The sequence below is a fragment of the Chitinophaga silvisoli genome, assembly GCF_003412465.1.
In the GTDB taxonomy this organism is placed as follows: domain Bacteria; phylum Bacteroidota; class Bacteroidia; order Chitinophagales; family Chitinophagaceae; genus Chitinophaga; species Chitinophaga silvisoli.
On sequence record NZ_QTJV01000006.1, the window covers coordinates 613,312 to 635,839 of the forward strand.

Here is a 22,528-nt window from a genome sequence, read left to right on the forward strand (position 1 = left end):
CTTATTTTTTTAATTTAATATTGCTGTATGAAATACCTGGCCCTTTTTGCACTGCCAATCATGTTTGCCTGCAACTCCAACTCTCCGGAGCATACCGCAGATGCAGCTACCGACTCCGCGTTGAACGCGCCTATGATACAGCCTTTGACAGACTCTCTCAATAAATTTCCTGACAATGCAGACCTGCATTTCAGAAGGGCACTTTTATTATTCAATACCGACCCGGGCCTGGCCCAAAAAGACTTTGAAAAAGCAGCACAGCTCAAACCAAATGTACCTGACTATTGGGCAGGTGCCGGTGAAGCCGCTATCTTAATAGGTGAATTCAAACAGGCTGTGGCTAATTTTGAAAAAGCCCAGCACCTGGCACCCAAATATGCGTACCTGCAATACCGGCTGGCCACCGCCCTCATCGAAGATAAACAATACAAGCGCGCAGACAGTCTGGCATCGAAACTCGCCAATGACCCTGCCAACCACGATAAAGCCTACTATCTCAAAGCTAAAATTGCCGAAGAGAACAAAGATACCCTACTTGCTATCCAACACCTGAGAACAGCCATTGACCAGGCAGGTCTGCAGAGTGATTACGATGCTGTTATGGAATTGGGTGACCTGCTGAAAGAGCGCCACATACCTGCTGCTTTACAGTATTATCAACTGGCTGCCAGAATGGATTCTACCAATGACGACGCAATTTATGCCATCGGTAAATTTTATGAGCAGGAAAGTAAACTGGCAGATGCTATTACCGCCTATAAGAATGCCATCAATATCGATCCGGAAGACGGTGACAACTATTTTGCCTTAGGCAGCATTTATTTCAAACAACAGGAATGGCAGCCCGCATTTACCTATTTTAACATGGCGTGCAAGTCGGGCCCGACAGATGGAGAAGCCTATTACTACCGTGGCAGGTGCAACGAAAAGCTGGGCCGGAAACAGGCAGCTATCGACGATTATAGCAAGGCCATCACCTTCAAAAAAGATTATACAGCCGCCAAAGAGGCGCTGGCCAGCATACAGAAGCAGTAATGCCATTCAAAATTAAAGCCGGCCGCAGGCGTATATTTCAGTTGTGTTGCAGTTTTGATTGTATGGCCAATGAGCTTCGGTCCATAACCTGCAGAAAGATTTTTTAATAGTGTTAGAAAATTAGCTTAAACAAATCCACTATCGATATTTTCACGGGATGAAATGCAAAATGAATCCGTTACATTCGTAACTCAAAAAAACGTTGTTCCTTTGAAAAAGAAAACCACCCTTATAGCACCCTCCCTCCTCGCCTCCAATTTCCTGGAGCTCGGCAAGGAAGTAGATATGCTGAATAACAGTGAGGCAGATTGGTTGCACCTCGATGTAATGGACGGACGTTTTGTGCCTAATATCAGTTTTGGACTACCCGTCATTTCCCATATTAAAAAAGCAGCCCGCAAGATCTGTGATGTGCACCTGATGATAGAAGAGCCAGAGAAGTATGCGGAAGACTTTAAAAAAGCCGGTGCAGACATTCTCACCGTACACTATGAAGCCTGTACACACTTACATCGCAATATCCAGCAGATTAAAAACCTCGGCATGCAGGCAGGCGTAGCCCTGAACCCGCATACTCCTGTTCAGCTGCTGGAAAATGTGATTAAGGACCTGGACCTGGTACTCATCATGAGCGTAAATCCCGGCTTCGGTGGCCAGCACTTCATAGATCAGTCACTCACAAAAATAAAGCAACTGCGCGCCCTGATAGAAGCACATCAGGCCCATGCATTGATTGAAGTAGATGGAGGTATTACTACGGAAAATGCTGCGGAAATAATAGCGGCCGGAGCCGATGTATTGGTAGCTGGCAGTTCGGTATTCAATGCCCCTGATCCTGCGGCAGCTATAAAAGCACTCAAGTTTGCATAATCGTGTTCAAACACATATTTGGTCCCGCCGTTTACGAATGGCGGGATTTTTATTTACTCCGCCTGGAGTTTATTAATAATCTCGCTTGACAAAGGTTTCGTGAGGTACCCTTTTACAAAAGCATAATCGTCTACTTTCTTTCTGTCACTGTCGTCGATAGAAGAGGTGAGTACAAAAATGCCAATCTTCTTAGGTAGTTGCTCATAAAATCCGGCATAGTCATTCAGGAAGTCCCAGCCATCCATGACCGGCATGTTCAGATCCAGCAGAATCAGGTCTGGCAGCAGGTCCGGCTCATAGATGTACTCCCGCAGGTAGTTGAGCGCGTCCTGTGCTTCGGAAAATGCCTTCACTTTCTCCCCGATCCCTTGTCGTTTGATCATCAGATTTGCTATTTGCTGATGAATCGGGTCATCATCAACGATAAAGATCATATTGAGCAATTGCATACAGGGATTTATTCGGTTTTAAAGGTAATAATAAATTTGGTACCCCGGCCAGGTGCACTTTCTGCACTTATACTTCCTCCCATTGCTTCTACCTGGGTTTTTGTAATAAATAAGCCGATTCCCCTTGCGTCAGCATTTTTATGAAATGTCTTCCTGAATCCAAACAACTTGCTGCCAAAGCGATGCATATCGATTCCCTGTCCATTGTCTTCTGCTGTCAGGGTGATCATTCCGTTGTCTTTCCGGCTGCTGAAATGGAGTGTTGGCATTTTGTCAGGCATGCGGTAACGAATGGCATTGGTAATCAGGTTTTGCAGAATACTATCCAGATAGATCCTCGGGAACCTTATTAATGGTGCATCCTGCAGATCTGTACTGATCCGCAGTCCACTCTGGCTGATTTCGAGCATCAATACCTGCGATACGTATTGCAGCCTGCTTTCAATGGAAAGCGGCTCCTGCTGAATATTTGTTTCTTTTCGTATCTGCACTACGTTTACCAGGTCATTGAGCGTTTCATCCGTTTTGTTGATCACGGATTCGAGCATACCCAGGTATTCGATTTTCTCCTCTTCTTCATCAGAATGGTTGTGCAGTTGCATCAGTGCTTTCAGGTTGGCAATCGGTGCCCTTAAGTTATGGGAGGTGATGTGCGCAAAATCCTCCAGCTGCTGGTTTTGGTTCAATAAGTTCCGGTTCAGCTTACTCAGCTGACTGTTGGCCCTGTGTAGTTCTTTTTGCAGTTTACGGCTTCCCGTAATATCCCGGATAAAGACAGATACGGTGTTGTCACGCATAGGTGTGACCAGGAAATCGTACCATTTATCCGTTTTATAGAAATAGCTGCTGAAGGATGCTGATACAGTACTTTTCATAGCCTTCGCCAGCCTGTCCAAAAATGGAGACGGCGTTCTAAACTCAGGGACAATGTCAAAGATATTACACCCCGGTTGAATTTCCACACCTGCCATTTGCGCCGCCTTCCGGTTCATGAAATTTACCCTGCCGTCACGCTCCAGGGTAGCATATCCCATATCCACCGCATCGAAGAAAAGGTGCAGTTGTTCTGTATTGCGCTGTAGCTCTGTTCGCATATAATGCTCGAGCTTTCTGTCTGTAATATCATTTATGAGTACGACTACGATGGTTTTCCTTTCGATCGGGTCCAGGAGCGGGAAGAATGTAAAATCCAGCCAGCGGGCCTGTGATAGGCCGGTATAGGTGGTTTCCAGGGAGAAGTCCACCTCTATTTCTTTGCGGATCATCCTGTTTTCCGAAATGACTGTCATGATCATTTCATTGAAGCCATACAGACGGGCAAAAGGATCGCTCATCACATTGTAGGTATCCAGTTCCCCGCCAGGGACCACCTGCAGGAACTCGCGCTGATATTGATTGATACGGCGCAGGAAACCATGGTGATCGAACTGTGCATAGCCGATAGGCAGATGTTCCACCACACTGTCCAGCAGGCGTTCGCTTTTTTCAAGGCTCATGAGTTTGAGCTTTTGTGCAGTCACCTCCTGGAGTAAGAGGTACAGTTCAGTAATTTCTTTTTGCTGGTTAAAGGCGGGGAAAACTGTTGCCTCATAGTAACAGGGAGATAACCTGATGGCCTCGCCGACAGCCAATTCCTGGTAGCGTAACAGGAGTTCTTTTTTGACAGCCCTGCCGGTGGCCAATGCTTCTTCAAATAGCTGACTAAGGCCAATCTGGCGGTAAACAGGGTCCCGCAGGATATTGTATCCCGGCTGTATAAAAATAGGGTGATGAGGGCCCCAGATCTCTCTTTGTAAGGGATTGCTTTTGACAGGGAATCCATCCACGGAAAATTGTTGAATACCCAGTGGAAGGTGATTAAATAGTTTATCTGGCTGGGCGGTTTCCTGCCCCAGTAATACATAATATTCGTCCTGTGACAGCAGTTGCCATACTGTCCATTGTCCACCCGGGCCTGCAAATTCTACGCAGGCTTTGAATCCGTTCTGTAAGCTTGCTAATAGTGCTCCCCAGTATATGCCGGTTCTCTCCCCGATTAGGTGATCATAGTGGACTTTTCCTGCATTCCCCCCCGGTAACTGCACAAGTCCCCTGGCCCGATCATTGGCCGATAACAGGTTTCCATTAAGGTCTAGTAACAGTGCCGGTACAAACGAAGCGAGTGCCTTGTTTATAATGGCATCATTCATAAATTTCTGTAGGATAAGTTCTTAAAAATAGGGAATATATTATTATTTTTTAGTAGATATTTTTCTACAGGCATAGTCTGCCATAACAATTTGTTTATTTGATCATTTGAACTTAGTGCTTATATTCCATGTTAAAAATCCGGGAATCGATTCATTTCAGGCCTCTCTGGCACTCGCTAAGGGCTGGGAATTGAATTTTTCCACTCATTGTGGATTTCGCATTTTTATCAAATTTGAAATGGTACCTATCTTTGGCCAAATCAAAGGGACCTTCTAATCTCAAAAAGGAAAACAGAATGAATGTAAAATGCTCATGAGTAGATCACTGCTAAAGAAAAACTGCTTTGGCGTGGTTATTGCCGCTGCTCGTTAAGACTGCCGCAATGTCGGGCGTGGCACCCTTTTCACTTTTAAATAAGACAACACTTGACAGAATCAATCATTAACTTAGACAGCATTAACCCTATCGAGTTTTTTGGGGTCAACAATGGAAAGCTCGACCTGCTGAAGAAAAAATTCCCGCTGCTAAAGATTCTCTCCCGGGGTACTCAACTCAAAATTTCCGGTGCACCGGAAGAAGTAGCTACAGCACAGGAAAAAATCACGCAAATCATCACTTACCTGGAGCGCAATGGTAACCTGAGCGAAAATTACTTTGAACAAATTTTAGGCGACGAAGAGACTGTCGACAATTTCAAAGACCGTAATTCAAACGAAATCCTCGTCTTTGGTCCTAACGGCCGCAATGTAAGAGCAAGAACCGCCAACCAGAAAAAGATGGTAGCGATGGCAGAAAAGAATGACATCATCTTTGCCATCGGCCCTGCAGGTACCGGTAAAACTTACACTGCTGTGGCGCTTGCCGTACGTGCATTGAAAAATAAAGCTGTCAGGAAGATCATTCTGACCCGCCCTGCCGTAGAAGCCGGCGAAAACCTTGGCTTCCTCCCGGGCGACCTGAAAGAAAAGATTGATCCGTACCTGCGCCCGCTCTACGATGCACTGGATGACATGATTCCCGCCGATAAACTGAGCTATTACATGACCAACCGTGTCATCGAAATCGCTCCGCTGGCATATATGCGTGGCCGTACACTGGACAACTCTTTCATCATCCTGGATGAGGCGCAGAACGCCACCGACCTCCAGATGAAAATGTTCCTGACCCGTATCGGTCCAAATGCAAAGGCCATCATTACCGGTGATATGACCCAGGTCGATCTGCCAAAGAATCAGCAGTCAGGTCTGGCAAAAGCAAGCCGCATTCTTCGCAATGTAGACGGTATCGGATACCTGGAACTGGATGAAGAAGATGTGGTAAGACACCGCCTGGTAAAAGCCATCATCCGTGCATACGATGCAGCAAAGGAAAAAGAGGATCAACACCAGCATCAAAATCAAAATTTCAGAAACAGGGAAAGGGATAGAGACAGAGATAGGGATAGGGATAGGGAAAGAGACAAAGAAAAAGAGGAGCGCAGAGACAATTAACACTTCCTTAACAGCGTTTATTGTATGTTCACTTTTTATTATGCGAATTGAACAACAATACGAACCTGTACCGATGGACAGACACAACAAAACCTCCTTCCAGGAGTACAAGTGTGCTGCCATGACCAAAGACTCATCATCGCTTTTTTGTAAATTTCTAGTTTCCTCCTATTTTTGTTACCTCTTATTTATAATGAACAATTGCATGACCAAATATCTGCGCTTTCTTGTCCTGGTTTTAATATCCGGTGTTGTACTGAGCGGTTGCAAAAAACAGGCTTCCCCACAGGAGGTAGCGCTGAATTTTATGCACGCCATTCAGGAATCTAATTTCGACCTCGCCAGAGACTATGCGACAAAAGAATCGCAGCAGGTAATCCAGTTATATTCATTTTTCGATGCCCGCCGCAATGAAACCGAAAGGGAAAAAATCAAGAAGGCTGGCATTGAAGTGGTCAATGCGGAAGAAAATGGAGACAAAGCGACGGTGACTGTATTGAACTCTTCCTCTAAACAGCAGGAGAGATTACAACTGGTAAAGGAAAACGGTCAGTGGAAAATATCGCTGTCATTAGAAAGTATAATTCCTAATTATATGCCTCCGGCAACACCTACAATGGATTCTGCCAGCATCATGCAACAGGATTCCCTGAGTATATCGTCTCCGGACCAAAAATAGTCCTACCATCCCTGTAAATTTGGATTTACAGTTGAGTTCCTTATTTTTGCGACGCGCCAGCAAAAGTTAAATTCCACATTGCATAAGGTTAAACAGCTGACCTAAGTCCCGCAACCGACTTGGACAGCCTATTTCTTTTTGTAATACTGACAATGCCGGCGGCACCAAAATAATAATAAACAATAAAATAGTTTTGAAGATGACGACGAATAATCCCTGGCATCAAGTCAGCACAGGATCTGAATCACCCAAAGTCGTAAATGCGATTATTGAAATACCAAAAGGCTGCCGCGCTAAATATGAGCTGGACAAGGAAACTGGTCTGCTCAAACTGGATAGAGTGCTGTATTCTTCCGTATATTACCCAGCAAACTATGGCTTTATTCCTCAGACATACTGCGATGACCATGATCCACTGGATATCCTCATCCTGTCACAGGTGGATGTAGTGCCAATGTGTATCATGGAAGCAAAGGTAATCGGTGTAATGCAGATGATTGATGGTGGCGAAGCAGATGACAAAATCATCGCTGTAGCTGCAAATGATATGAGCGTAAACTATATCAACGATATTACCGAATTGCCGCCTCATTTTACTGCTGAAATGCGTCACTTCTTCGAAGAGTATAAGAGACTTGAGCACAAAGAAGTAAAAGTGGCTGAATTCCAGAATAAAGAAGTTGCTGAAAGAATCATTCTTGAGAGCATAGAAGGCTACAAGAAGAAGTTCAATAAATAATCAAAACAAAAAAAGCTTTTGCGGAATGCAAAAGCTTTTTTTGTTTATGGGCTGTTTTTACATGTCTTTTGCCCATTAGAAATATCGTTTGATGATCCTCAGATTGTGCGTCCTTACCCCTGTCTCCGCATTAATTATCCCCTGGTTATCTATCGGATCTACCCTTACCTTCCCAGATGAATGTATGATCTCATGATCGTTCAACAGGATGCCTACGTGGGTAATACGCCCTGCCTCATTGTCAAAAAATGCCAGATCGCCCAGCTTTACCTCCTGTAAAAAATCTACCACCGTACCCTGTGTCGCCTGCTGGTAAGCGTCCCTCATGAGTGAGATGCCCAACGTCTTAAATACGGTTTGTGTAAAGCCGGAGCAATCTACGCCATATACTGACTTTCCACCCCATAAATAAGCAGTATTCAGGAACTGAAAAGCCCTTTCACGCAGGCCGGCTTCATCCAAAAAAGGATTTAAAAGTTTTTCCTCAAACTGTATCTTATACTTTCCCCAAACTGTCTCAGCCTCATCGGTGGTTTTTACCAGGCATCCAAGTGGCACCTGCATGGGTTGTCCATTTACCCTGACACGATTGACCCATTTGGCAGTATAATGTGTATATGGCGCATTAAATAATTCTTCTTCAATGATTTCCAGGTGATTAACTGTTGCCCAGCCCTCGTATTCATCATACTGACACTTCACCTTTACCCAGCCATCCTGTCCTGTCACTGTGATGGTTACGCATTCTCCCCACAATGTTTGTGAGATCATTTCACTTCTATGGGCGGGTTCTGCCCTTAAAGGCATGACAGGCACCACCGTTATTGCATATGGCATATTAATTGTCTAAAATATTTATATGTCTAAATGGAACCTTTTAGGTTTTCATATGTAAATATAGGTAACACTATGCTACAGCAGTTAACTAATTTGTCGGACAAAGACTTAATTTCCCGGGCGAGAAAGTTGAAAGACCAGGAAGCCGAAGGTGTTCTTTTGGAAAGGTATAGCCACCTCATGGTGGCCGTATGTCTGCCCTATTTAAATACCGCCCCGGGAACGGCCGCGGACGACGTGTTTCCGGCGCTGCTACAGCGCCTGAGCAATTCTTTGAAGACCCAGACCATTCACAAGGTGAATGAGTGGATCCATTACAATGTAAAGGCCATTCAGGATAAGTCTGACAGGAACCTACCCTTCTTTTCTTCAACTGAATCCAGAGAAATCCAGCAAGTCGAAAACAGGATTGAGCAGGCTGCCATGAATCAAAAAGAACAGCAGCAGCTCATTGCGCAGATGAATGTGGTGATCAGTCAGTTGCCCGCTGAAGAAAAATACTTCCTGACCCAATTTTATCTGGAACAGCAACCCCTGGCCCAACTGGCCGGGGCAAAAAAATATTCCATCGATAAAACGAGGCAGATACTGAAAAATGCTAAACAGCATATGGCTTCAATACTGATGAAACAAACCTATGAGCAGTAATTTGGAAAATAACGATAAGATACTCAAGATCTTCAGCACGGTCCGGTGTATGAACAGGGACCAGCTACCCCGTTATTTAGACGGGCGGCTTACAGACCTGGAAAAGCATTTGCTGGAACAACACCTGGTAGACTGCGATCTTTGCTTTGACGCGTTACAAACGCTGTCACAGGCAAGGTATAGAGAGCAATACCAACCGCTGTCTGTAAGTATCTCCCAGTATATCCGCAACAGTATCCGCAAGGTATCGACGACCCAGAAGGTAGAGCGGTATCAGCGCCTGGAGCAGAAAAAAGAGAGTTTCCTCATTTATTTCTGGGTAGTCGCAGCTGTGGCCATGGGTGCCGGTGCCGTATACCTGATCCAGCAGCAGAACAGGCTGAGGGCCCTGACCCCGTCGCAACCAATTGCAGCTGTAGATAAGGTGATGGAACCTATTCCTACCAGCCATAGTCAGCCAGTAGCAGCTCCACCTGCTGAAACCGCGGCAGCGCCGGCTCCCAGGACCGTAGCACCTGCTACTGCCGCTATTGCAGCAGGCCCTGTAGCTGATTCATTACAACGCAGGCCCCCTGCAACCGAAGTAAAGGTAATACCTGCAGTTAAAAAAGATACACTGAAAGCAGCGCCGGCCACACCTAAGCCAGCACCATCAAAGGATTCGGCCAGGAACCCCCCTCCTGCTGAGCAGAAAGAAGAGAAATCTACCCTGCAGCCGGCTAAAGAAACTCCTGCCCCCGTAGCAGATAAGGTGGAAAAGAAAGAAACGCCGCCTAAGAAAGAGAAGGAAAAGGAAAAGGACGATGATGATAATAAGAAAACGGCGGATGCTCAACCCAGCGGTACGGACGAATTCCTGTACAAGGCAGCGATGGTCTACCATCAGCAGGGAGATTTGAATGAAGCCATCTCAAGGTATAAACACCTGGCGGACAGTAAATCCAAATATGGGGAGCTGTCCCGTTATCAACTGGCCGTTTGCTATCGCAGCAAGGGTCAGACGGGCAAGGCCCGCAGGATGTTTAAAGAGGTGGTGCGGATGAATGGCCCGATGAAAGAGAAAGCACAGTCTGCATTGGATAGTTTGTAATTGTTTCTTCTGATTATTATAAAAAAGAATTGGGTCGCCTTTGGTGACCCAATTCTTTTTTATGGAATTCCTGCAGACATGCATCTATATATTATAAGTTTCTACCTTTATCCCGTGAATATCAAGAATAGCCAGGAATTAACAGACGAAGAACTGCTGCAACGGTACAAAGCCGATGACAACAGCCACTGGGTAGGCATCCTATTTGACAGGTACGCCCTCCTACTACTCGGTATGTGCATGAAATACCTTAAAAACGAGGAAGATGCAAGGGATAGTGTACAACAGATCTTTTTGAAGGTATTAGCAGATATCAACAAACACCAGGTACAGTTTTTCAGAGCATGGATCTATATGGTCACCAAAAACCATTGTCTCATGCAACTCAGACAACGAAACCAGGTCAGACAGGAAGAAGTCAGTGAAAAACACCTGAATGATCCCGCCCCTCCTGAAGAAAAAACTACCTTAGCAGAGAAAGAAGTCCTCCTTACCAATATGGAACAGGCACTGGAACAGTTGAATGAGGAGCAGCGCAGCTGTGTGAAATTGTTCTATCTTGAGAAGTGCTCTTACCAGGAGATTACTGACAGAACAGGCTATACCCTGTTGCAGGTAAAAAGCTATATCCAAAACGGGAAAAGAAATTTGAAGTTGTTATTAAGCAAATAAGGAAAGCAATAATCATGGACGATTTTATGAATGATGCATATAATGATTTGTTCACGACAACGCAGTGTCCGAGCCAGCAGGAGCTGATGGATTATGTGCAGGGGAAGTTGTCGCCGGAGAAGCAGCATGAAGTGGAATTGCATTTGTCAGACTGTGAATTGTGCAGTGAAGCAGTAGAGGGCTTAAGTGCGTTTGAAAAGAAGGAAATCATTCCGGTATATCTGCGGCAGATGAAGTGGCAGATGTTACGTAAATTAAAAAGCAGGAAGCAAAAGAAAGATCAGATAGCGAGTCATACACAGCTGGCGATTATCTGTATTATCATATTATTTATGTTGCTGGCAGCCTTTTGGGCTTATCATTTTGTTACGCATCCAGGTAAGTAAAATAAAACGACTCAGAGAGGTGCAAAATTCTTCTAAAACAAAAGGCCCGTTGCATATGCAACGGGCCTTTTATATTTATCACGAATCTATTAATTCAGTGAATCCAGTTTCTTCTTGGTAGCTTCTACTTTTGCATTATCATTCTTGATCGCATAGATCTTCTGTAATGCATACAGGCAGCTCTGGTAAGTCTGTTTATCACTGGCATCCAGTGAAGAAGCCTTAGCAGTAAAGTTCTGGTCTGCTTTTTCAAAATAAGGCAGTGACTGATCCATCAGCGCCTGTACTTTGGTCTGCAGTTCCTTTGCTTTAGGTGAGTTCTGTTGTTTGCTATCCATATCGTTCAGTTCCTTGTTGAAACCAACCGCACGGTTGAAGTACAGTGCACCCAGCTGGAAGTTTGCAGTAGCATCATCAGCTTTCAGCTCAATTGCTTTCTTGTATGCAGCTTCAGCTTTACCCATCAGTTCTTCGTAATTAGCTGGTTTAGCAGCATCTTTACCATCTTCTGCACGTGGGTTAGCTACGTTATCTACACGGATACCATAATCCAGTACTGTGTTGAAATCATTTGGATTCTCAGCCATCTTCTTCTCCAGGATGCCCAGCAGTTCGTTAGTCTTGCCAGTCTTAGAGTAGTAGATCATCTCCATATCGTTAAAACGCTTGTCCTTAGGGAAAGCCGCTTTACCTTCTTCGATAGCCTTCAGCCAGTTGTCGTTCTGACCTTTCTCTTCGTAAGCCTGTGCCAGGATTACATACAGGGCAGGTTCAGTTTTGAACTGTAAATCAGCTGCTTTTCTCAGGTAAGTGATGGCATCATCTTTCTGGCCTGCCTGGCTAGCTGCGTAACCAGTGTAGAAGGTCATTGATGTATCAGTTGGGATAGAACCACCCAGGCTCTTGCTGTTGTAGAATTCAGCGATAGAGAACGCTTCTTTGAAGTGTATATATGCAGAATCCCATTTCTGATCATTCAGGTTACCATAACCTGCGTTACCTACGGTAGCATACAGGTTAAACATGCGCTGGTTCAGTTCCAACAGCGCATCTGGTAATTTTGGATTGATTTCCAGTGCTTTCTTATATGCTTCGAATGCTTCGAGGGCTTCAGCAGAGCTCTTATGATCGGTAGCCTGTGCTTCCAGGATCTTACCCTTTACATAGTAGGTCTTTGCATCGTTCTTGGTCTTATCATTTTCCAGCGCAGCCTGAATATCAGCAGTTGCCTTTGCATAGTCTTTGCTTTTCAAGGCTTCTTCTGCACTATTCACCTTAGCACGCTGAGCGACAGCTGCCAATCCTGCACTGCAAAAGACAAATGATACCAACAGTTTTTTCATGATCAATTTTTTTTATTTGCTATAAGTATGGTTAAGTATGATTTACGAGTTCAGCATTATTATTAAATACAACCAACCGCCCCTTAACCATTAGTTCGCACAGGCAAATTGCGGTAATTTTATCAATTATTCATTGGGTGCTTCCCCGGTCTCAGCCTGATCTTCATCAGTCAGGTCTTCTCCGCTGGTAGCAGCTGCATCGCTGATTTCCTGCTGAGCAATCTCTTGCTCAACGTTTTCCAATTCCTGCTCTACTTCCTGTTCTTCCTGCTCATCCAGTCTTGCTACTGCCGCAATCTGATCAGTATCATCCAGGCGGATCAATCTCACACCTTGGGTAGCCCTGCCCGCTTCGCGGATATCTGCTACTGCCATACGGATGGTGATACCAGACTTACAGGTGATCATCAGGTCATCCTTTTCTGTTACGTCCAGGATGGCGATCAGACGGCCGGTTTTTTCCGTTACGTTGATGGTTTTAACACCTTTACCGCCACGGTTGGTCACACGGTATTCTTCGATATCTGTACGCTTACCAAAACCATTCTCTGAAACCACCAGTACAGTACGATTTTCGTCTTTATTTACACAAATCATACCAACTACCTCGTCCTTATCATTGTCTACTTCGATACCTCTTACACCAATTGCACCGCGCCCTGTGTCACGTACGGTATTCTCAGGGAAGCGGATCGCACGGCCACTCCTGATAGCCATCATGATCTCACTGTTTCCGTTTGTGAGTTTAGCTTCCAGCAGCTGGTCGCCTTCATTGATAGTTATCGCGTTCACACCGTTCTGGCGTGGGCGGGAGAATTCTTCCAACAGTGTTTTCTTGATGATACCATTGCTGGTGCAGAGTACAATATAATGGCTGCTGATAAAGTCTTTATCACCCAGGTCCTTGATATCAATAATTGCACGGATCTTATCGTCAGTCGGCAGGTTGATCAGGTTCTGAATTGCTCTACCCTTACCGCTCTTCTCTCCTTCCGGAATTTCGTATACTTTCAGCCAGTAACAACGCCCTTTCTCTGTAAAGAACAGCATGGTATGGTGCGTAGAAGCTACGAACAGGTGTTCGATATAATCTTCTTCACGGGTCTTGCCACCCAATGCACCACGGCCACCACGCTTCTGCTGACGGTAATCGTATGCAGAGGTACGTTTGATATAACCCAGGTGTGAAATGGTGATCACCACATCTTCTTCTGCGATGATATCTTCCATTCTCATTTCACTGGCCAGGTACTGAATTTCTGTTTTACGCTCGTCGCCAAAACGTTTCTTTACATCTTCCAGTTCTTCACGGATGATTTTGAAACGCAGGCCTTCGTCGTTCAATACATCTTTCAGGTAGCCGATCAGTTTCATGATCTCTTCATATTCTTCCTTGATCTTGTCACGCTCCATACCTGTCAGTCGTTGTAAACGCAGTTCCAGGATGGCTTTTGACTGAATCTCGCTCAGTCCGAACTGACTCATCAATCCGTCTTTCGCTTCATCAGGCGTACGTGAACCACGGATCAAAGCAATCACTTCATCCAGGTGATCCAATGCGATCAGGTAACCCTGTAAGATGTGTGCTTTTTCTTCTGCTTTACGCAGATCGAAACGCGTTCTTCTCACCACTACTTCGTGGCGGAAGTCTACGAATTCAGCCAGCAGATCTTTCAGTGCCAGCACACGTGGACGGCCTTTTACAAGCGCCACGTTATTGATCCCGTAAGAAGTCTGCAGCTCGGAATATTTATACAGCTGGTTGATCACCACGTTTGCAATTGCTTCACGTTTCAGATCAATTACCAGGCGCATACCTTCGCGGTCACTCTCATCACGTACTTCGGCGATGCCTTCAATGATTTTATCATCTGCCAGTTGTGCAATCTTCTGGTGCAGTACCGCCTTGTTAATCTGGTAAGGCAGTTCATAAATCACCAGGCGTTCACGACCGGCTTTGGTCGTTTCCACGTTTACTTTACCACGTACTACCACACGGCCACGGCCTGTTTCAAATCCCTGCTTCACACCTTCGTAACCGTAGATGATACCTCCGGTCGGGAAGTCAGGCGCTTTCACATATTTAATCAGATCCTCACTGGTGATTTCTTTATTTTCAATGTAAGCGATCAGACCATCCACTACCTCGCTGAGGTTGTGGGGCATGATGTTGGTAGCCATACCTACAGCGATACCACTGGCACCATTCACCAGCAGGTTCGGGATGCGGGTTGGCAATACAGTAGGCTCTTCGAGGGTATCGTCAAAGTTCAGCGTGAAATCCACTGTCTCTTTGTCGATATCTTCCAGCATCGCTTCTGCTACTTTCTGCAAGCGGATCTCCGTATAACGCATGGCCGCTGGCGCATCACCATCGACGGAACCGAAGTTACCCTGACCGTCTACAAGGATATAGCGCAATGTCCAGGGCTGTGCAAGACGTACAATGGTGTCATAAATGGAAGCATCGCCGTGCGGGTGATATTTACCCATTACCTCACCCACAATACGCGCTGATTTCTTGTATGGTTTATTGCTGTTATTACCCAGCTCACTCATACCAAACAACACCCTGCGGTGTACGGGTTTCAAACCGTCCCTTACATCGGGAAGCGCACGACCCACGATCACTGACATAGAGTAATCGATGTAAGCCGTTTTCATCTGCTCCTCAATGTTAATCTGGACAATCCTTCCTTCCTGAGAATTTTCAGTATTTTCTGACATTTAGATGGTTGTTTTGCTTATAAAACAAATGAGCGCAAATATAGCCATTTCAAGGCGAAATACGGCCATTTTGGCATTAAATGTGAATAAAAAAGGAATTGTCATATTGCGTTAAAACACAATGCGATAATAAATATTTTCCGTAGCAGAGTCTGAATAATCTTTTAAATTGCAGTCACTGCCAATATTTATTCCATATCAGAAAAAATTAGAATATGGAGAAAATGAAATATTGGCAAACAATTTGTTTTTAACCCTATGAAAATCAGAGTCTCATGGGACAAAGCGCAGTAAAAGAGTCAAAGATGGTTTCGAAATTTGCTAAAATTTCGAACATTACTAATACCACTGATGTTAAATCCCTGTTCCGTAAACCATAGTAAAGATTTATATTAAGGTAACATGAAGAATATTTTATTGTTTGGTGCCGGGAAATCGGCCACCTGCCTGATCGATTATCTGCTGGTAAATGCTCCCCGGCAGAAATGGCATGTGACTGTAGCGGATCATGACCTGATGCTGATCAAGTCTAAGACCGGCAAATCCTACTACGTAACCCCGGCAGCTATCAACATCCAGGACGAAGCAGCCAGACAACAACTCATTCAGGAAACTGACCTTGTAATATCCCTGCTCCCTCCCACTCTTCATATTATTGTGGCGAAGGACTGCCTCAAATTTGGCAAAAACCTGCTCACCGCATCTTACATTGATCCGGAAATAAAAGCGCTGGAAAAAGAAATCGAAGATGCAGGCCTCCTGTTCATGTACGAAATGGGACTGGATCCCGGTATCGATCACATGAGCGCCATGAAACTGATCCACTCTATCGAAAAGAAAGGCGGACAGATCTCCTCTTTTAAATCTTATTGCGGTGGCCTCATTTCTCCTGAGAGCAATGATAATCCCTGGCAGTACAAAATATCATGGAATGCCCGCAACGTTGTAATGGCGGGTAGCTCCGGCGCTGTATACAAAGAGAAAGGAAAAGTAAAGGAAACTGATTATGTCCATCTCTTTGACCAGAGCAAAACCATCCAGATCCCTACCCTGGGCAAACTCGCATGGTATCCCAACAGGGATTCATTAGCCTATATGAAAGCATATAAGCTCGATGATATTCCCACCTTTATGCGTGCTACCCTGCGCTATCCTGACTTCTGCGAAGGATGGAGCACCCTCGTAAAACTGGGTCTGACTGACGACAGTACCAAGGTACAGACAGATAATCTGACCTACTACCAATGGGCCAGTCAGCACCTGAAACCCGTGAAAGACCTGAGTAATGAGGAGAACATCGCAAATTTCCTGGGCATCTCTGCCAAGTCTAAAATCATTCGCCAGCTCAAATTCTTAGGCTTACTGAATGGTGAAACCATCCACCAGGGAGAACTGACAAATGCAGGCGTACTACAGCATATCGTTGAGTCCAAACTAGCCATGGAACCAACTGATAAGGACATGATCGTGATGATTCACGAGATAGAATTTGAGCGCAGAGGCATCACAACCCGCCTGCACAGCTATATGATCGTACAGGGTGAAGATCACCTGCGTACCGCTATGGCTAAGACTGTGGGACTGCCACTGGGTATTATGGCAAAGATGATCTTACAGGGAAAAGTAACCCTTACCGGCCTGCAGATCCCTGTCACACCTGATATCTATAATCCTGTTCTGAAAGAACTGGAAGAATATAATATTCGATTTGAGGAGAGTTTCGAATAGAAAAAAAATATTTTCCTATGGTAAATGACCCTCATTCAAAGAAAAAGGCTGACCATTTGGTCAGCCTTTCCTATTTATGCTGCTTTGATCGGCACTCAATTATTCTGGCTTTGGATATACCTCTGCACCAGCTCTTTTAGCTCCTTCACGCCCTCTGTAGCAGGCTTCTCAATCAAATGAAAATAAGGTCGCTGCTTCACATTCGGCAGGTGCTTATCTATCACATACACGGGTACATGTTTTGGCACAATATCCAGCAATCCTGCCGCCGGATACACCAGCAATGATGTGCCGATCACCACAAAAATATCTGCCTGTCTTACCAGTGTCACCGCCTGCTCAATCATTGGCACCTCCTCCCCAAACCATACAATGAAAGGTCTCAGCTGACCACCATCTGCAGCCAGGTCTCCCAGTTTAATATCATCATTGTAAGGGTAAGTACGATCTGTATCCAGCACACTCCTCATCTTAGTGATCTCTCCATGTAAATGCCACACCTGCTTTGCACCTCCCCGTTCATGCAGGTCATCAATATTCTGGGTAATAATATGCAGGTCAAAATGCTCCTGTAGCGCTGCCAGTCCGGTATGCGCAGCATTGGGCGCTGCCTTCAGAATATCCTGTCTGCGCATATTGTAAAAGTCCAGCACCAGCTGCGGATCCTTTTTCCAGCCATCAGGAGATGCTACTTCGTATACATTGTAGCCTTCCCAGAGGCCATCACTGTCGCGAAAAGTGCGTAAGCCACTCTCAGCACTGATGCCCGCACCAGTTAATACAACCATCCGTAACTTCTTCATACAATGACTGTTTTTATGATTTTCAGCTTCGAATATACTGGTTTTAACATTTAACGTAACTTTATATATTATTTCCAAAATGGACCAGCCTTGAAGATCACTTTTACGCTTATTTTCTGTTCGCTGATTATTTTATTAAATATCACAGCCAATGCTCAGAATGATACGACCCATGTGCCAGCAGATAGCGCCAGCGCTAAACAACAACTGGATAGTTTACAGCATAATAAACCGCTGACGGAAGAAGATACTGCCATCAGTTACCGCATCAACAGGGTATACCTGAAGAGCATCTGGACAGATCTGAAATACACCGTCGCACGCCCCGCTCACTGGGAGAAACGCGATTTTATACGTTTAGGTATTGTAGTCGGTGGTGCCGGGGTCTTGATGACCGCAGCAGACTACGAGGTAAAGCAGTTTATGCTGCGCAATCACACCGGAGGCTGGAATGCGATCACCGGGCAGATAGAACCTTTCGGGAATGCCTACTCCCCTTACCTGATTGGAGGGATGTACCTGGCAGGTGTGATTGCAAAGGACAGGAAACTGGAGAATGCCGGCCTGATGTCAGCAAAATCACTGTTGATTTCCACCCTGCTTTATACAACTGCCAAATCCATTATTCGCCGCGGCCGTCCTACTTACTTCGACTCTCCGTTTGAGTACAATCGTCCGTTTACCATGAATAAGGAGCATACTTCTTTCCCTTCCGGGCATATGAATACGGTGACTACGGTGGCGACTGCACTGGCAGAGATTTATGGAGAGAAACATCCATGGGTGCCCTGGGTGACGTATAGTGTTGCAATCGCTACGGGGGCTACCAGAATGTACCAGATCAGGCACTGGAGTAGTGATGTATGGGTAGGGGCATCGCTGGGGTATTTTGTAACGAAGAGCATCTTCCGCCATCAGCGGGAAATGGAACATAAAAAGGCCTTGGCTGCAAGAGCAGCAGCAATGTAAAAAAGAAGGGCTTTTGCATAGCAAAAGCCCTTCTTTTTATTTTTTCATTCCACCCATTTCCAGGATGGTATTGTATTCGTCCTCCGTCACCGCACATACTGAAAGCCTTCCCTGCCGGATCAACTGAAAATTCTCCAGTCGCTTTTCTGCTTTCATCTGTGCCAGTGTTACATGCTCTTTAAAAGCTTTCACCGGTTGTAAATCTACCACTACCCAGTTCGGATCGGGCGTAGTCGGATCCTGGTAAGCCTCCTTCGCTACTTTTGCGATACCTACTACTGCCAACCCTTCATTGCTATGGTAAAATAACACCTGGTCGCCTTTCTTCATTGCCTTCATATTATTCCTGGCCTGGTAGTTTCTTACACCGTCCCAGAAGGTTTTTCCATCCTTCATGAACTGTTCCCAGGAATATTTAAATGGCTCCGACTTAACTAACCAATAATTCATCAAAAAGAAGTTTTTTTAAAATATGCAGTCACTACATCGGCAGTGCGCATGGCATCAGTATTCCGGCCTGAATCTCCAATTACCATCCACTTGCCAACACATCGGCAATATGCATGGTCTTAATATTCAGGTCATGTTTTTTGATATACCCATCCAGGTGCATCAGGCAGGAAAGGTCTGTTGAGATCAGATAATCTGCTCCTGTAGCAATCGCATTATGTACCTTCTGCTCGCCCATTCCAATAGAAATCGGCTCATACTTCACCGCAAATGTACCACCAAAGCCACAGCAGGTTTCACAATCATTCATCTCTGTCAGCTCCAGTCCTTTCACCTTACTCAGGAGGTTTCTTGGCCCCTGTTTGATATGACACTCTCTCAGTGCTCCACAGGAATCGTGATAAGTCGCTACGCCATTCAGCGTGGCTCCCAGGTCAGATACATGCAGTACTTCCGTCAGGAATTCTGTAAACTCATATAGCTGCTTGCGCAACAGTTTTACATCATTATGAGCGGCGGAGTTGTCGAACAGCTTCCCGTAATAATTGCGTACAAACCCGGTGCAGGAACCGCTGGGTGCTACGATATAGTCAAAAGTGTGAAAGTCTTTTAAAAACTTGGTTGCCACAGCTCTTGACTCATCCCAATACCCGGCGTTAAAAGCAGGTTGTCCGCAGCAGGTCTGATTGGCATTGTAACTAACGTTACAGCCCAGCTTCTCCAATACTTTCACCATATTGAAGGCTGTTTCGGGGAATAACTGATCTACAAAGCAGGGGATAAAAAGCTGAACGTTCATCGAGTTAGTCTTTATTAATAGCTTAAAAGCTATTGGAAATTTACATTGTCCGGTGCAACTTCCACATCATCCAGATATCAGCCTGCCGGCTAACAGCAAGCTTAATTTTTCTTCTGCAGCTTCCTCATCATACTGATCATCTTCAGCGCGGTCAGTGCACCTTCTTCACCTTTATGTCCGTGTTTGCCACCCAACCTTTCCTCTGCCTGCTCCATATTATCTACCGTCAAAATGCCGAAGATAACCGGTACAGGCAATTCCAGGTTCAGTTGCATCAATCCTTCTGTTACGCCTTTACAAACATAGTCGAAATGCGGAGTCTCTCCACGGATCACACAACCAAATGCAATAATAGCGCCAGGCTGAGCACCTGTGCCCTGGGTATGCTCCCAATATTGTTTTGCAGCAAAGGGCAGCTCAAAGGCACCCGGAACTTTCACTTTAGCAACCTTCGATATGTTGTACTGTGCAAGTGTCTTGTCACAGCCCGCCACCAATTCATTGATGACAGTATCATTCCATTCGGTATACACTATAACAACACTGGCATCCTCAATTCCGAGAATGCCAGTATCGTCCAATAAACTTTGATTATGTATTGACATGTTGAATATATTCTACCGGGAGTGAGCATACCACCATTACGAAAATATTCCACAATCTGTGATATCCCCCTCTTCCGCAATTATTCTCTAACTACACCCAGTCTGGCCAGGTATTTATCCATTTCGCGGCCTTCGTTTGACTGAGGATATTTTTCGCGGATCTCCTTGTAAATAGCGATCGCTTCGTCGTTTTTACCAGCAAGTTCCAGGGCTACACCTGCACGGAACAGGTAAGTTGGACCGGTAAAATCGTTGTCGCTGTACTGACCAGCTTTTTTGTAATATTTGATACCTTCTTCAGTATTCTTCAGTTCCATGTAGGCATCGCCGGTTACGCCGTAAGCCATAGCCTGTACTAACTGATCACCTGCATTGAAATCTTTCAGCTGATCGATACCTTCCTGGAATTTGCCCAGCTTCACGTAGCAAATACCAGCATAATATTTTGACAATTGACCGGTTTTGGTGCTGCCGTACTTCTTAATTACCTGTAAGAAGCCATCGTTGTTACCATCTCCGTTCAGGGCCAGGTTAAATGAATCTTTTTCAAACGCTTTCTGTGCGTGGAATACCATGTCCGCTGCTTTCTTCTCATTCGGAGCCTTGATGAATTTGTTGTAGGCAAAGGTACCGCCTATCACCACAACGATAACGAGGAGGGCAATGTTGATGACATTCTTGTTCTTGAAATAAAAGTCTTCCGCCTTGTGTACAGAGTTTTGCAAGTCGAAGTCCTTAGTAACAGGAGCAGATTCAGCGGCCTTATGTTTTGTTTCGGTCATTGTAATTGTGATCGTTAAATTGTTATTTCTTGTTAGGGTACAGGTACGGCCTGATCGCCATATTCCCGCAAATATAAAAAAGGTTAGCGAATCTGCCGCGCCATTTCATGCACGGACGGGACCGCTAACCTATTAAATATCACTTAGTCAACAATGAAAGGATAATCCTCCTGGGTGTATACATCTTTCAGCAGCTCGTCATCAGAAGGCCATGGAGAATTTTCTGCAAATTCTACGCAATGTTCAACCTGTTGTTTAACCTTCTCAGTGATAGCTTCGATTTCTGCATCTGTAGCCCATTTGTTTTTCTGAATGGTCTTCAGAACCACATTCAGCGGATCTCTCTCTTTGTATTCTTCTACTTCTTCTTTAGTACGATACTTAGCAGGATCACTCATAGAGTGCCCACGGTAGCGGTAAGTTTTGATTTCCAGTAAGGTCGGACCTTCGCCTACGCGCGCACGCTTTACAGCTCTTTCCATACCTTCATGTACTGCTTCACAGCTCATACCGTCGATAGTATCGCTCGGCATATCGTAAGCATTAGCTAACTTATAGATATCCAGTACGTTGGAAGTACGTTCTACTGAAGTACCCATTGCGTACATGTTATTTTCACAAATGAAAATTACTGGCAGTTTCCACAGCATGGCCATGTTGAATGTCTCATGCAGCATACCCTGACGGGCAGCACCATCTCCAAAGAAGACAACTGCTACGTTGTCAGTACCTTTGTATTTCTCAGCAAATGCCAGGCCCGCACCGGTACCAATCTGGGCGCCCACGATACCGTGTCCGCCGAAAAAGTTATGCTCTAAAGAGAAAAAGTGCATACTACCACCCTTACCCTTAGAACAGCCAGTAGCTTTACCATACAGTTCAGCCATACAAGCATCCGCAGACATTCCCTTGGCAATCGCCAGCGCGTGGTCACGGTAAGCAGTGATGAATTTATCTTCCGGTTTAGTAGCAGTCATACAACCCGCAGCAATTGCTTCCTGTCCGATGTACAGGTGGCAAAAACCACGAATCTTCTGCATTCCATATAATTGGCCGGCTTTTTCCTCAAAGCGGCGCAGCAAGAGCATCAATTCATACCAGTACAAATACGTCTCTTTGGTGAACTTCGTCTTTACGTCTGTTTTTGTAGCCACTGTTTCTTAATTTGTCCGCAAATATAACAGGAAAATCCTAAAAACTAAATACTTTGCAACTTTGCTGGAAATACATACCATAA

Annotated in this window: 22 protein-coding genes; 11 read left to right on the top strand and 11 right to left on the bottom strand. The window is 45.1% G+C overall.

What is annotated here, in order from left to right; all coding sequences use genetic code 11:
* The first annotated feature begins 27 nt into the window (after positions 1-27).
* Both DXN04_RS17935 and rpe read left to right on the top strand, forming a co-directional pair.
* Positions 28-1,035, top strand: a complete 1,008-nt coding sequence (locus DXN04_RS17935; RefSeq protein WP_116854759.1) for a tetratricopeptide repeat protein — start codon at positions 28-30, stop codon at positions 1,033-1,035.
* Between the two features lie 210 nt (positions 1,036-1,245).
* Positions 1,246-1,905: a ribulose-phosphate 3-epimerase gene (rpe, locus tag DXN04_RS17940; RefSeq protein ID WP_233525623.1), complete on the top strand. Its 660-nt coding sequence runs from the start codon at positions 1,246-1,248 to the stop codon at positions 1,903-1,905.
* A gap of 53 nt (positions 1,906-1,958) precedes the next feature.
* Here the strand turns inward: rpe and DXN04_RS17945 are convergent, their stop codons facing one another.
* Both DXN04_RS17945 and DXN04_RS17950 read right to left on the bottom strand, forming a co-directional pair.
* Complete coding sequence (locus DXN04_RS17945) at positions 1,959-2,354, bottom strand: response regulator (RefSeq protein WP_116854761.1); 396 nt, start codon at positions 2,352-2,354, stop codon at positions 1,959-1,961.
* Positions 2,355-2,362: 8 nt separating this feature from the next.
* Positions 2,363-4,543: a sensor histidine kinase gene (locus DXN04_RS17950; protein WP_116854762.1), complete on the bottom strand. Its 2,181-nt coding sequence runs from the start codon at positions 4,541-4,543 to the stop codon at positions 2,363-2,365.
* 426 nt (positions 4,544-4,969) lie between these two features.
* On the opposite strand from DXN04_RS17950, the gene DXN04_RS17955 reads away from it, so the two are divergent.
* The 3 genes from DXN04_RS17955 to DXN04_RS17965 all read left to right on the top strand — a co-directional run bounded on the left by DXN04_RS17955 (position 4,970) and on the right by DXN04_RS17965 (position 7,452).
* Positions 4,970-6,034, top strand: coding sequence for a PhoH family protein (locus DXN04_RS17955; RefSeq protein WP_116854763.1), 1,065 nt, complete (start codon positions 4,970-4,972; stop codon positions 6,032-6,034).
* Between the two features lie 205 nt (positions 6,035-6,239).
* Positions 6,240-6,713 (top strand): DUF4878 domain-containing protein, encoded by a 474-nt coding sequence (locus DXN04_RS34825; protein ID WP_158569066.1) that lies wholly within the window; start codon positions 6,240-6,242, stop codon positions 6,711-6,713.
* Between the two features lie 199 nt (positions 6,714-6,912).
* Positions 6,913-7,452, top strand: a complete 540-nt coding sequence (locus DXN04_RS17965) for an inorganic diphosphatase (protein WP_116854765.1) — start codon at positions 6,913-6,915, stop codon at positions 7,450-7,452.
* 75 nt (positions 7,453-7,527) lie between these two features.
* Here the strand turns inward: DXN04_RS17965 and DXN04_RS17970 are convergent, their stop codons facing one another.
* Positions 7,528-8,289 carry a C40 family peptidase gene (locus DXN04_RS17970; protein WP_116854766.1) on the bottom strand — a complete coding sequence of 254 codons (762 nt, stop codon included), beginning with the start codon at positions 8,287-8,289 and terminating at the stop codon, positions 7,528-7,530.
* Positions 8,290-8,361: 72 nt separating this feature from the next.
* On the opposite strand from DXN04_RS17970, the gene DXN04_RS17975 reads away from it, so the two are divergent.
* The 4 genes from DXN04_RS17975 (at position 8,362) to DXN04_RS17990 (ending at position 11,085) form a co-directional block, all read left to right on the top strand.
* On the top strand, positions 8,362-8,937 hold the full coding sequence (locus DXN04_RS17975) for an RNA polymerase sigma factor (protein ID WP_147319976.1): 576 nt from the start codon (positions 8,362-8,364) through the stop codon (positions 8,935-8,937).
* Positions 8,927-10,027, top strand: a complete 1,101-nt coding sequence (locus DXN04_RS17980; RefSeq protein ID WP_116854768.1) for a tetratricopeptide repeat protein — start codon at positions 8,927-8,929, stop codon at positions 10,025-10,027. Before DXN04_RS17975 ends, DXN04_RS17980 begins: the two co-directional genes overlap by 11 nt.
* A 114-nt stretch (positions 10,028-10,141) precedes the next feature.
* The gene (locus DXN04_RS17985; protein WP_116854917.1) at positions 10,142-10,699 is read left to right on the top strand and encodes an RNA polymerase sigma factor; all 558 of its coding nucleotides are present in this window, start codon (positions 10,142-10,144) and stop codon (positions 10,697-10,699) included.
* A 14-nt stretch (positions 10,700-10,713) separates the two neighbouring features.
* Positions 10,714-11,085: an anti-sigma factor family protein gene (locus DXN04_RS17990; protein ID WP_116854769.1), complete on the top strand. Its 372-nt coding sequence runs from the start codon at positions 10,714-10,716 to the stop codon at positions 11,083-11,085.
* 89 nt (positions 11,086-11,174) lie between these two features.
* On the opposite strand, the gene DXN04_RS17995 is transcribed toward DXN04_RS17990, so the two are convergent.
* Both DXN04_RS17995 and gyrA read right to left on the bottom strand, forming a co-directional pair.
* Positions 11,175-12,428 (bottom strand): tetratricopeptide repeat protein, encoded by a 1,254-nt coding sequence (locus DXN04_RS17995; RefSeq protein WP_116854770.1) that lies wholly within the window; start codon positions 12,426-12,428, stop codon positions 11,175-11,177.
* Between the two features lie 126 nt (positions 12,429-12,554).
* Complete coding sequence (gene gyrA, locus DXN04_RS18000) at positions 12,555-15,155, bottom strand: DNA gyrase subunit A (RefSeq protein ID WP_116854771.1); 2,601 nt, start codon at positions 15,153-15,155, stop codon at positions 12,555-12,557.
* Positions 15,156-15,557: 402 nt separating this feature from the next.
* Between gyrA and DXN04_RS18005 the strand changes: the two genes are divergently transcribed.
* Entirely contained in the window at positions 15,558-16,883 is a 1,326-nt protein-coding gene (locus tag DXN04_RS18005; protein WP_116854772.1) for a saccharopine dehydrogenase C-terminal domain-containing protein, read from the top strand.
* 95 nt (positions 16,884-16,978) lie between these two features.
* On the opposite strand, the gene DXN04_RS18010 is transcribed toward DXN04_RS18005, so the two are convergent.
* Positions 16,979-17,686 carry a Sir2 family NAD-dependent protein deacetylase gene (locus DXN04_RS18010; protein WP_116854773.1) on the bottom strand — a complete coding sequence of 236 codons (708 nt, stop codon included), beginning with the start codon at positions 17,684-17,686 and terminating at the stop codon, positions 16,979-16,981.
* Between the two features lie 90 nt (positions 17,687-17,776).
* On the opposite strand from DXN04_RS18010, the gene DXN04_RS18015 reads away from it, so the two are divergent.
* On the top strand, positions 17,777-18,655 hold the full coding sequence (locus tag DXN04_RS18015) for a phosphatase PAP2 family protein (protein WP_116854774.1): 879 nt from the start codon (positions 17,777-17,779) through the stop codon (positions 18,653-18,655).
* 36 nt (positions 18,656-18,691) lie between these two features.
* Here the strand turns inward: DXN04_RS18015 and DXN04_RS18020 are convergent, their stop codons facing one another.
* The 5 genes from DXN04_RS18020 to pdhA all read right to left on the bottom strand — a co-directional run bounded on the left by DXN04_RS18020 (position 18,692) and on the right by pdhA (position 22,445).
* Positions 18,692-19,105 (bottom strand): EVE domain-containing protein, encoded by a 414-nt coding sequence (locus DXN04_RS18020; protein WP_116854775.1) that lies wholly within the window; start codon positions 19,103-19,105, stop codon positions 18,692-18,694.
* Between the two features lie 79 nt (positions 19,106-19,184).
* A complete protein-coding gene (locus DXN04_RS18025) occupies positions 19,185-19,904 on the bottom strand; it encodes a (Fe-S)-binding protein (RefSeq protein WP_116854776.1) in 720 nt (239 codons plus the stop codon).
* A 101-nt stretch (positions 19,905-20,005) separates the two neighbouring features.
* Entirely contained in the window at positions 20,006-20,509 is a 504-nt protein-coding gene (gene ribH, locus DXN04_RS18030) for a 6,7-dimethyl-8-ribityllumazine synthase (protein ID WP_116854777.1), read from the bottom strand.
* A gap of 80 nt (positions 20,510-20,589) precedes the next feature.
* Positions 20,590-21,291 (bottom strand): tetratricopeptide repeat protein, encoded by a 702-nt coding sequence (locus tag DXN04_RS18035; RefSeq protein WP_116854778.1) that lies wholly within the window; start codon positions 21,289-21,291, stop codon positions 20,590-20,592.
* A 143-nt stretch (positions 21,292-21,434) separates the two neighbouring features.
* The gene (gene pdhA / locus DXN04_RS18040) at positions 21,435-22,445 is read right to left on the bottom strand and encodes a pyruvate dehydrogenase (acetyl-transferring) E1 component subunit alpha (protein WP_116854779.1); all 1,011 of its coding nucleotides are present in this window, start codon (positions 22,443-22,445) and stop codon (positions 21,435-21,437) included.
* Positions 22,446-22,528 lie beyond the last annotated feature (83 nt).

Bases quoted from the DNA above. Each gene is read 5' to 3' on its own strand.
- DXN04_RS17975 (WP_147319976.1), top strand. From the start codon at position 8,362: ATGCTACAGCAGTTAACTAATTTGTCGGACAAAGACTTAATTTCCCGG.
- DXN04_RS17990 (WP_116854769.1), top strand. From the start codon at position 10,714: ATGGACGATTTTATGAATGATGCATATAATGATTTGTTCACGACAACG.
- DXN04_RS17950 (WP_116854762.1), bottom strand. From the start codon at position 4,543: ATGAATGATGCCATTATAAACAAGGCACTCGCTTCGTTTGTACCGGCA.
- DXN04_RS18020 (WP_116854775.1), bottom strand. From the start codon at position 19,105: ATGAATTATTGGTTAGTTAAGTCGGAGCCATTTAAATATTCCTGGGAA.
- DXN04_RS18010 (WP_116854773.1), bottom strand. From the start codon at position 17,686: ATGAAGAAGTTACGGATGGTTGTATTAACTGGTGCGGGCATCAGTGCT.
- DXN04_RS18005 (WP_116854772.1), top strand. From the start codon at position 15,558: ATGAAGAATATTTTATTGTTTGGTGCCGGGAAATCGGCCACCTGCCTG.
- DXN04_RS18025 (WP_116854776.1), bottom strand. From the start codon at position 19,904: ATGAACGTTCAGCTTTTTATCCCCTGCTTTGTAGATCAGTTATTCCCC.
- gyrA (WP_116854771.1), bottom strand. From the start codon at position 15,155: ATGTCAGAAAATACTGAAAATTCTCAGGAAGGAAGGATTGTCCAGATT.
- DXN04_RS17945 (WP_116854761.1), bottom strand. From the start codon at position 2,354: ATGCAATTGCTCAATATGATCTTTATCGTTGATGATGACCCGATTCAT.
- DXN04_RS17995 (WP_116854770.1), bottom strand. From the start codon at position 12,428: ATGAAAAAACTGTTGGTATCATTTGTCTTTTGCAGTGCAGGATTGGCA.
- DXN04_RS17970 (WP_116854766.1), bottom strand. From the start codon at position 8,289: ATGCCATATGCAATAACGGTGGTGCCTGTCATGCCTTTAAGGGCAGAA.
- ribH (WP_116854777.1), bottom strand. From the start codon at position 20,509: ATGTCAATACATAATCAAAGTTTATTGGACGATACTGGCATTCTCGGA.
- DXN04_RS17935 (WP_116854759.1), top strand. From the start codon at position 28: ATGAAATACCTGGCCCTTTTTGCACTGCCAATCATGTTTGCCTGCAAC.
- DXN04_RS17965 (WP_116854765.1), top strand. From the start codon at position 6,913: ATGACGACGAATAATCCCTGGCATCAAGTCAGCACAGGATCTGAATCA.
- DXN04_RS17980 (WP_116854768.1), top strand. From the start codon at position 8,927: ATGAGCAGTAATTTGGAAAATAACGATAAGATACTCAAGATCTTCAGC.
- DXN04_RS34825 (WP_158569066.1), top strand. From the start codon at position 6,240: ATGACCAAATATCTGCGCTTTCTTGTCCTGGTTTTAATATCCGGTGTT.
- DXN04_RS18035 (WP_116854778.1), bottom strand. From the start codon at position 21,291: ATGACCGAAACAAAACATAAGGCCGCTGAATCTGCTCCTGTTACTAAG.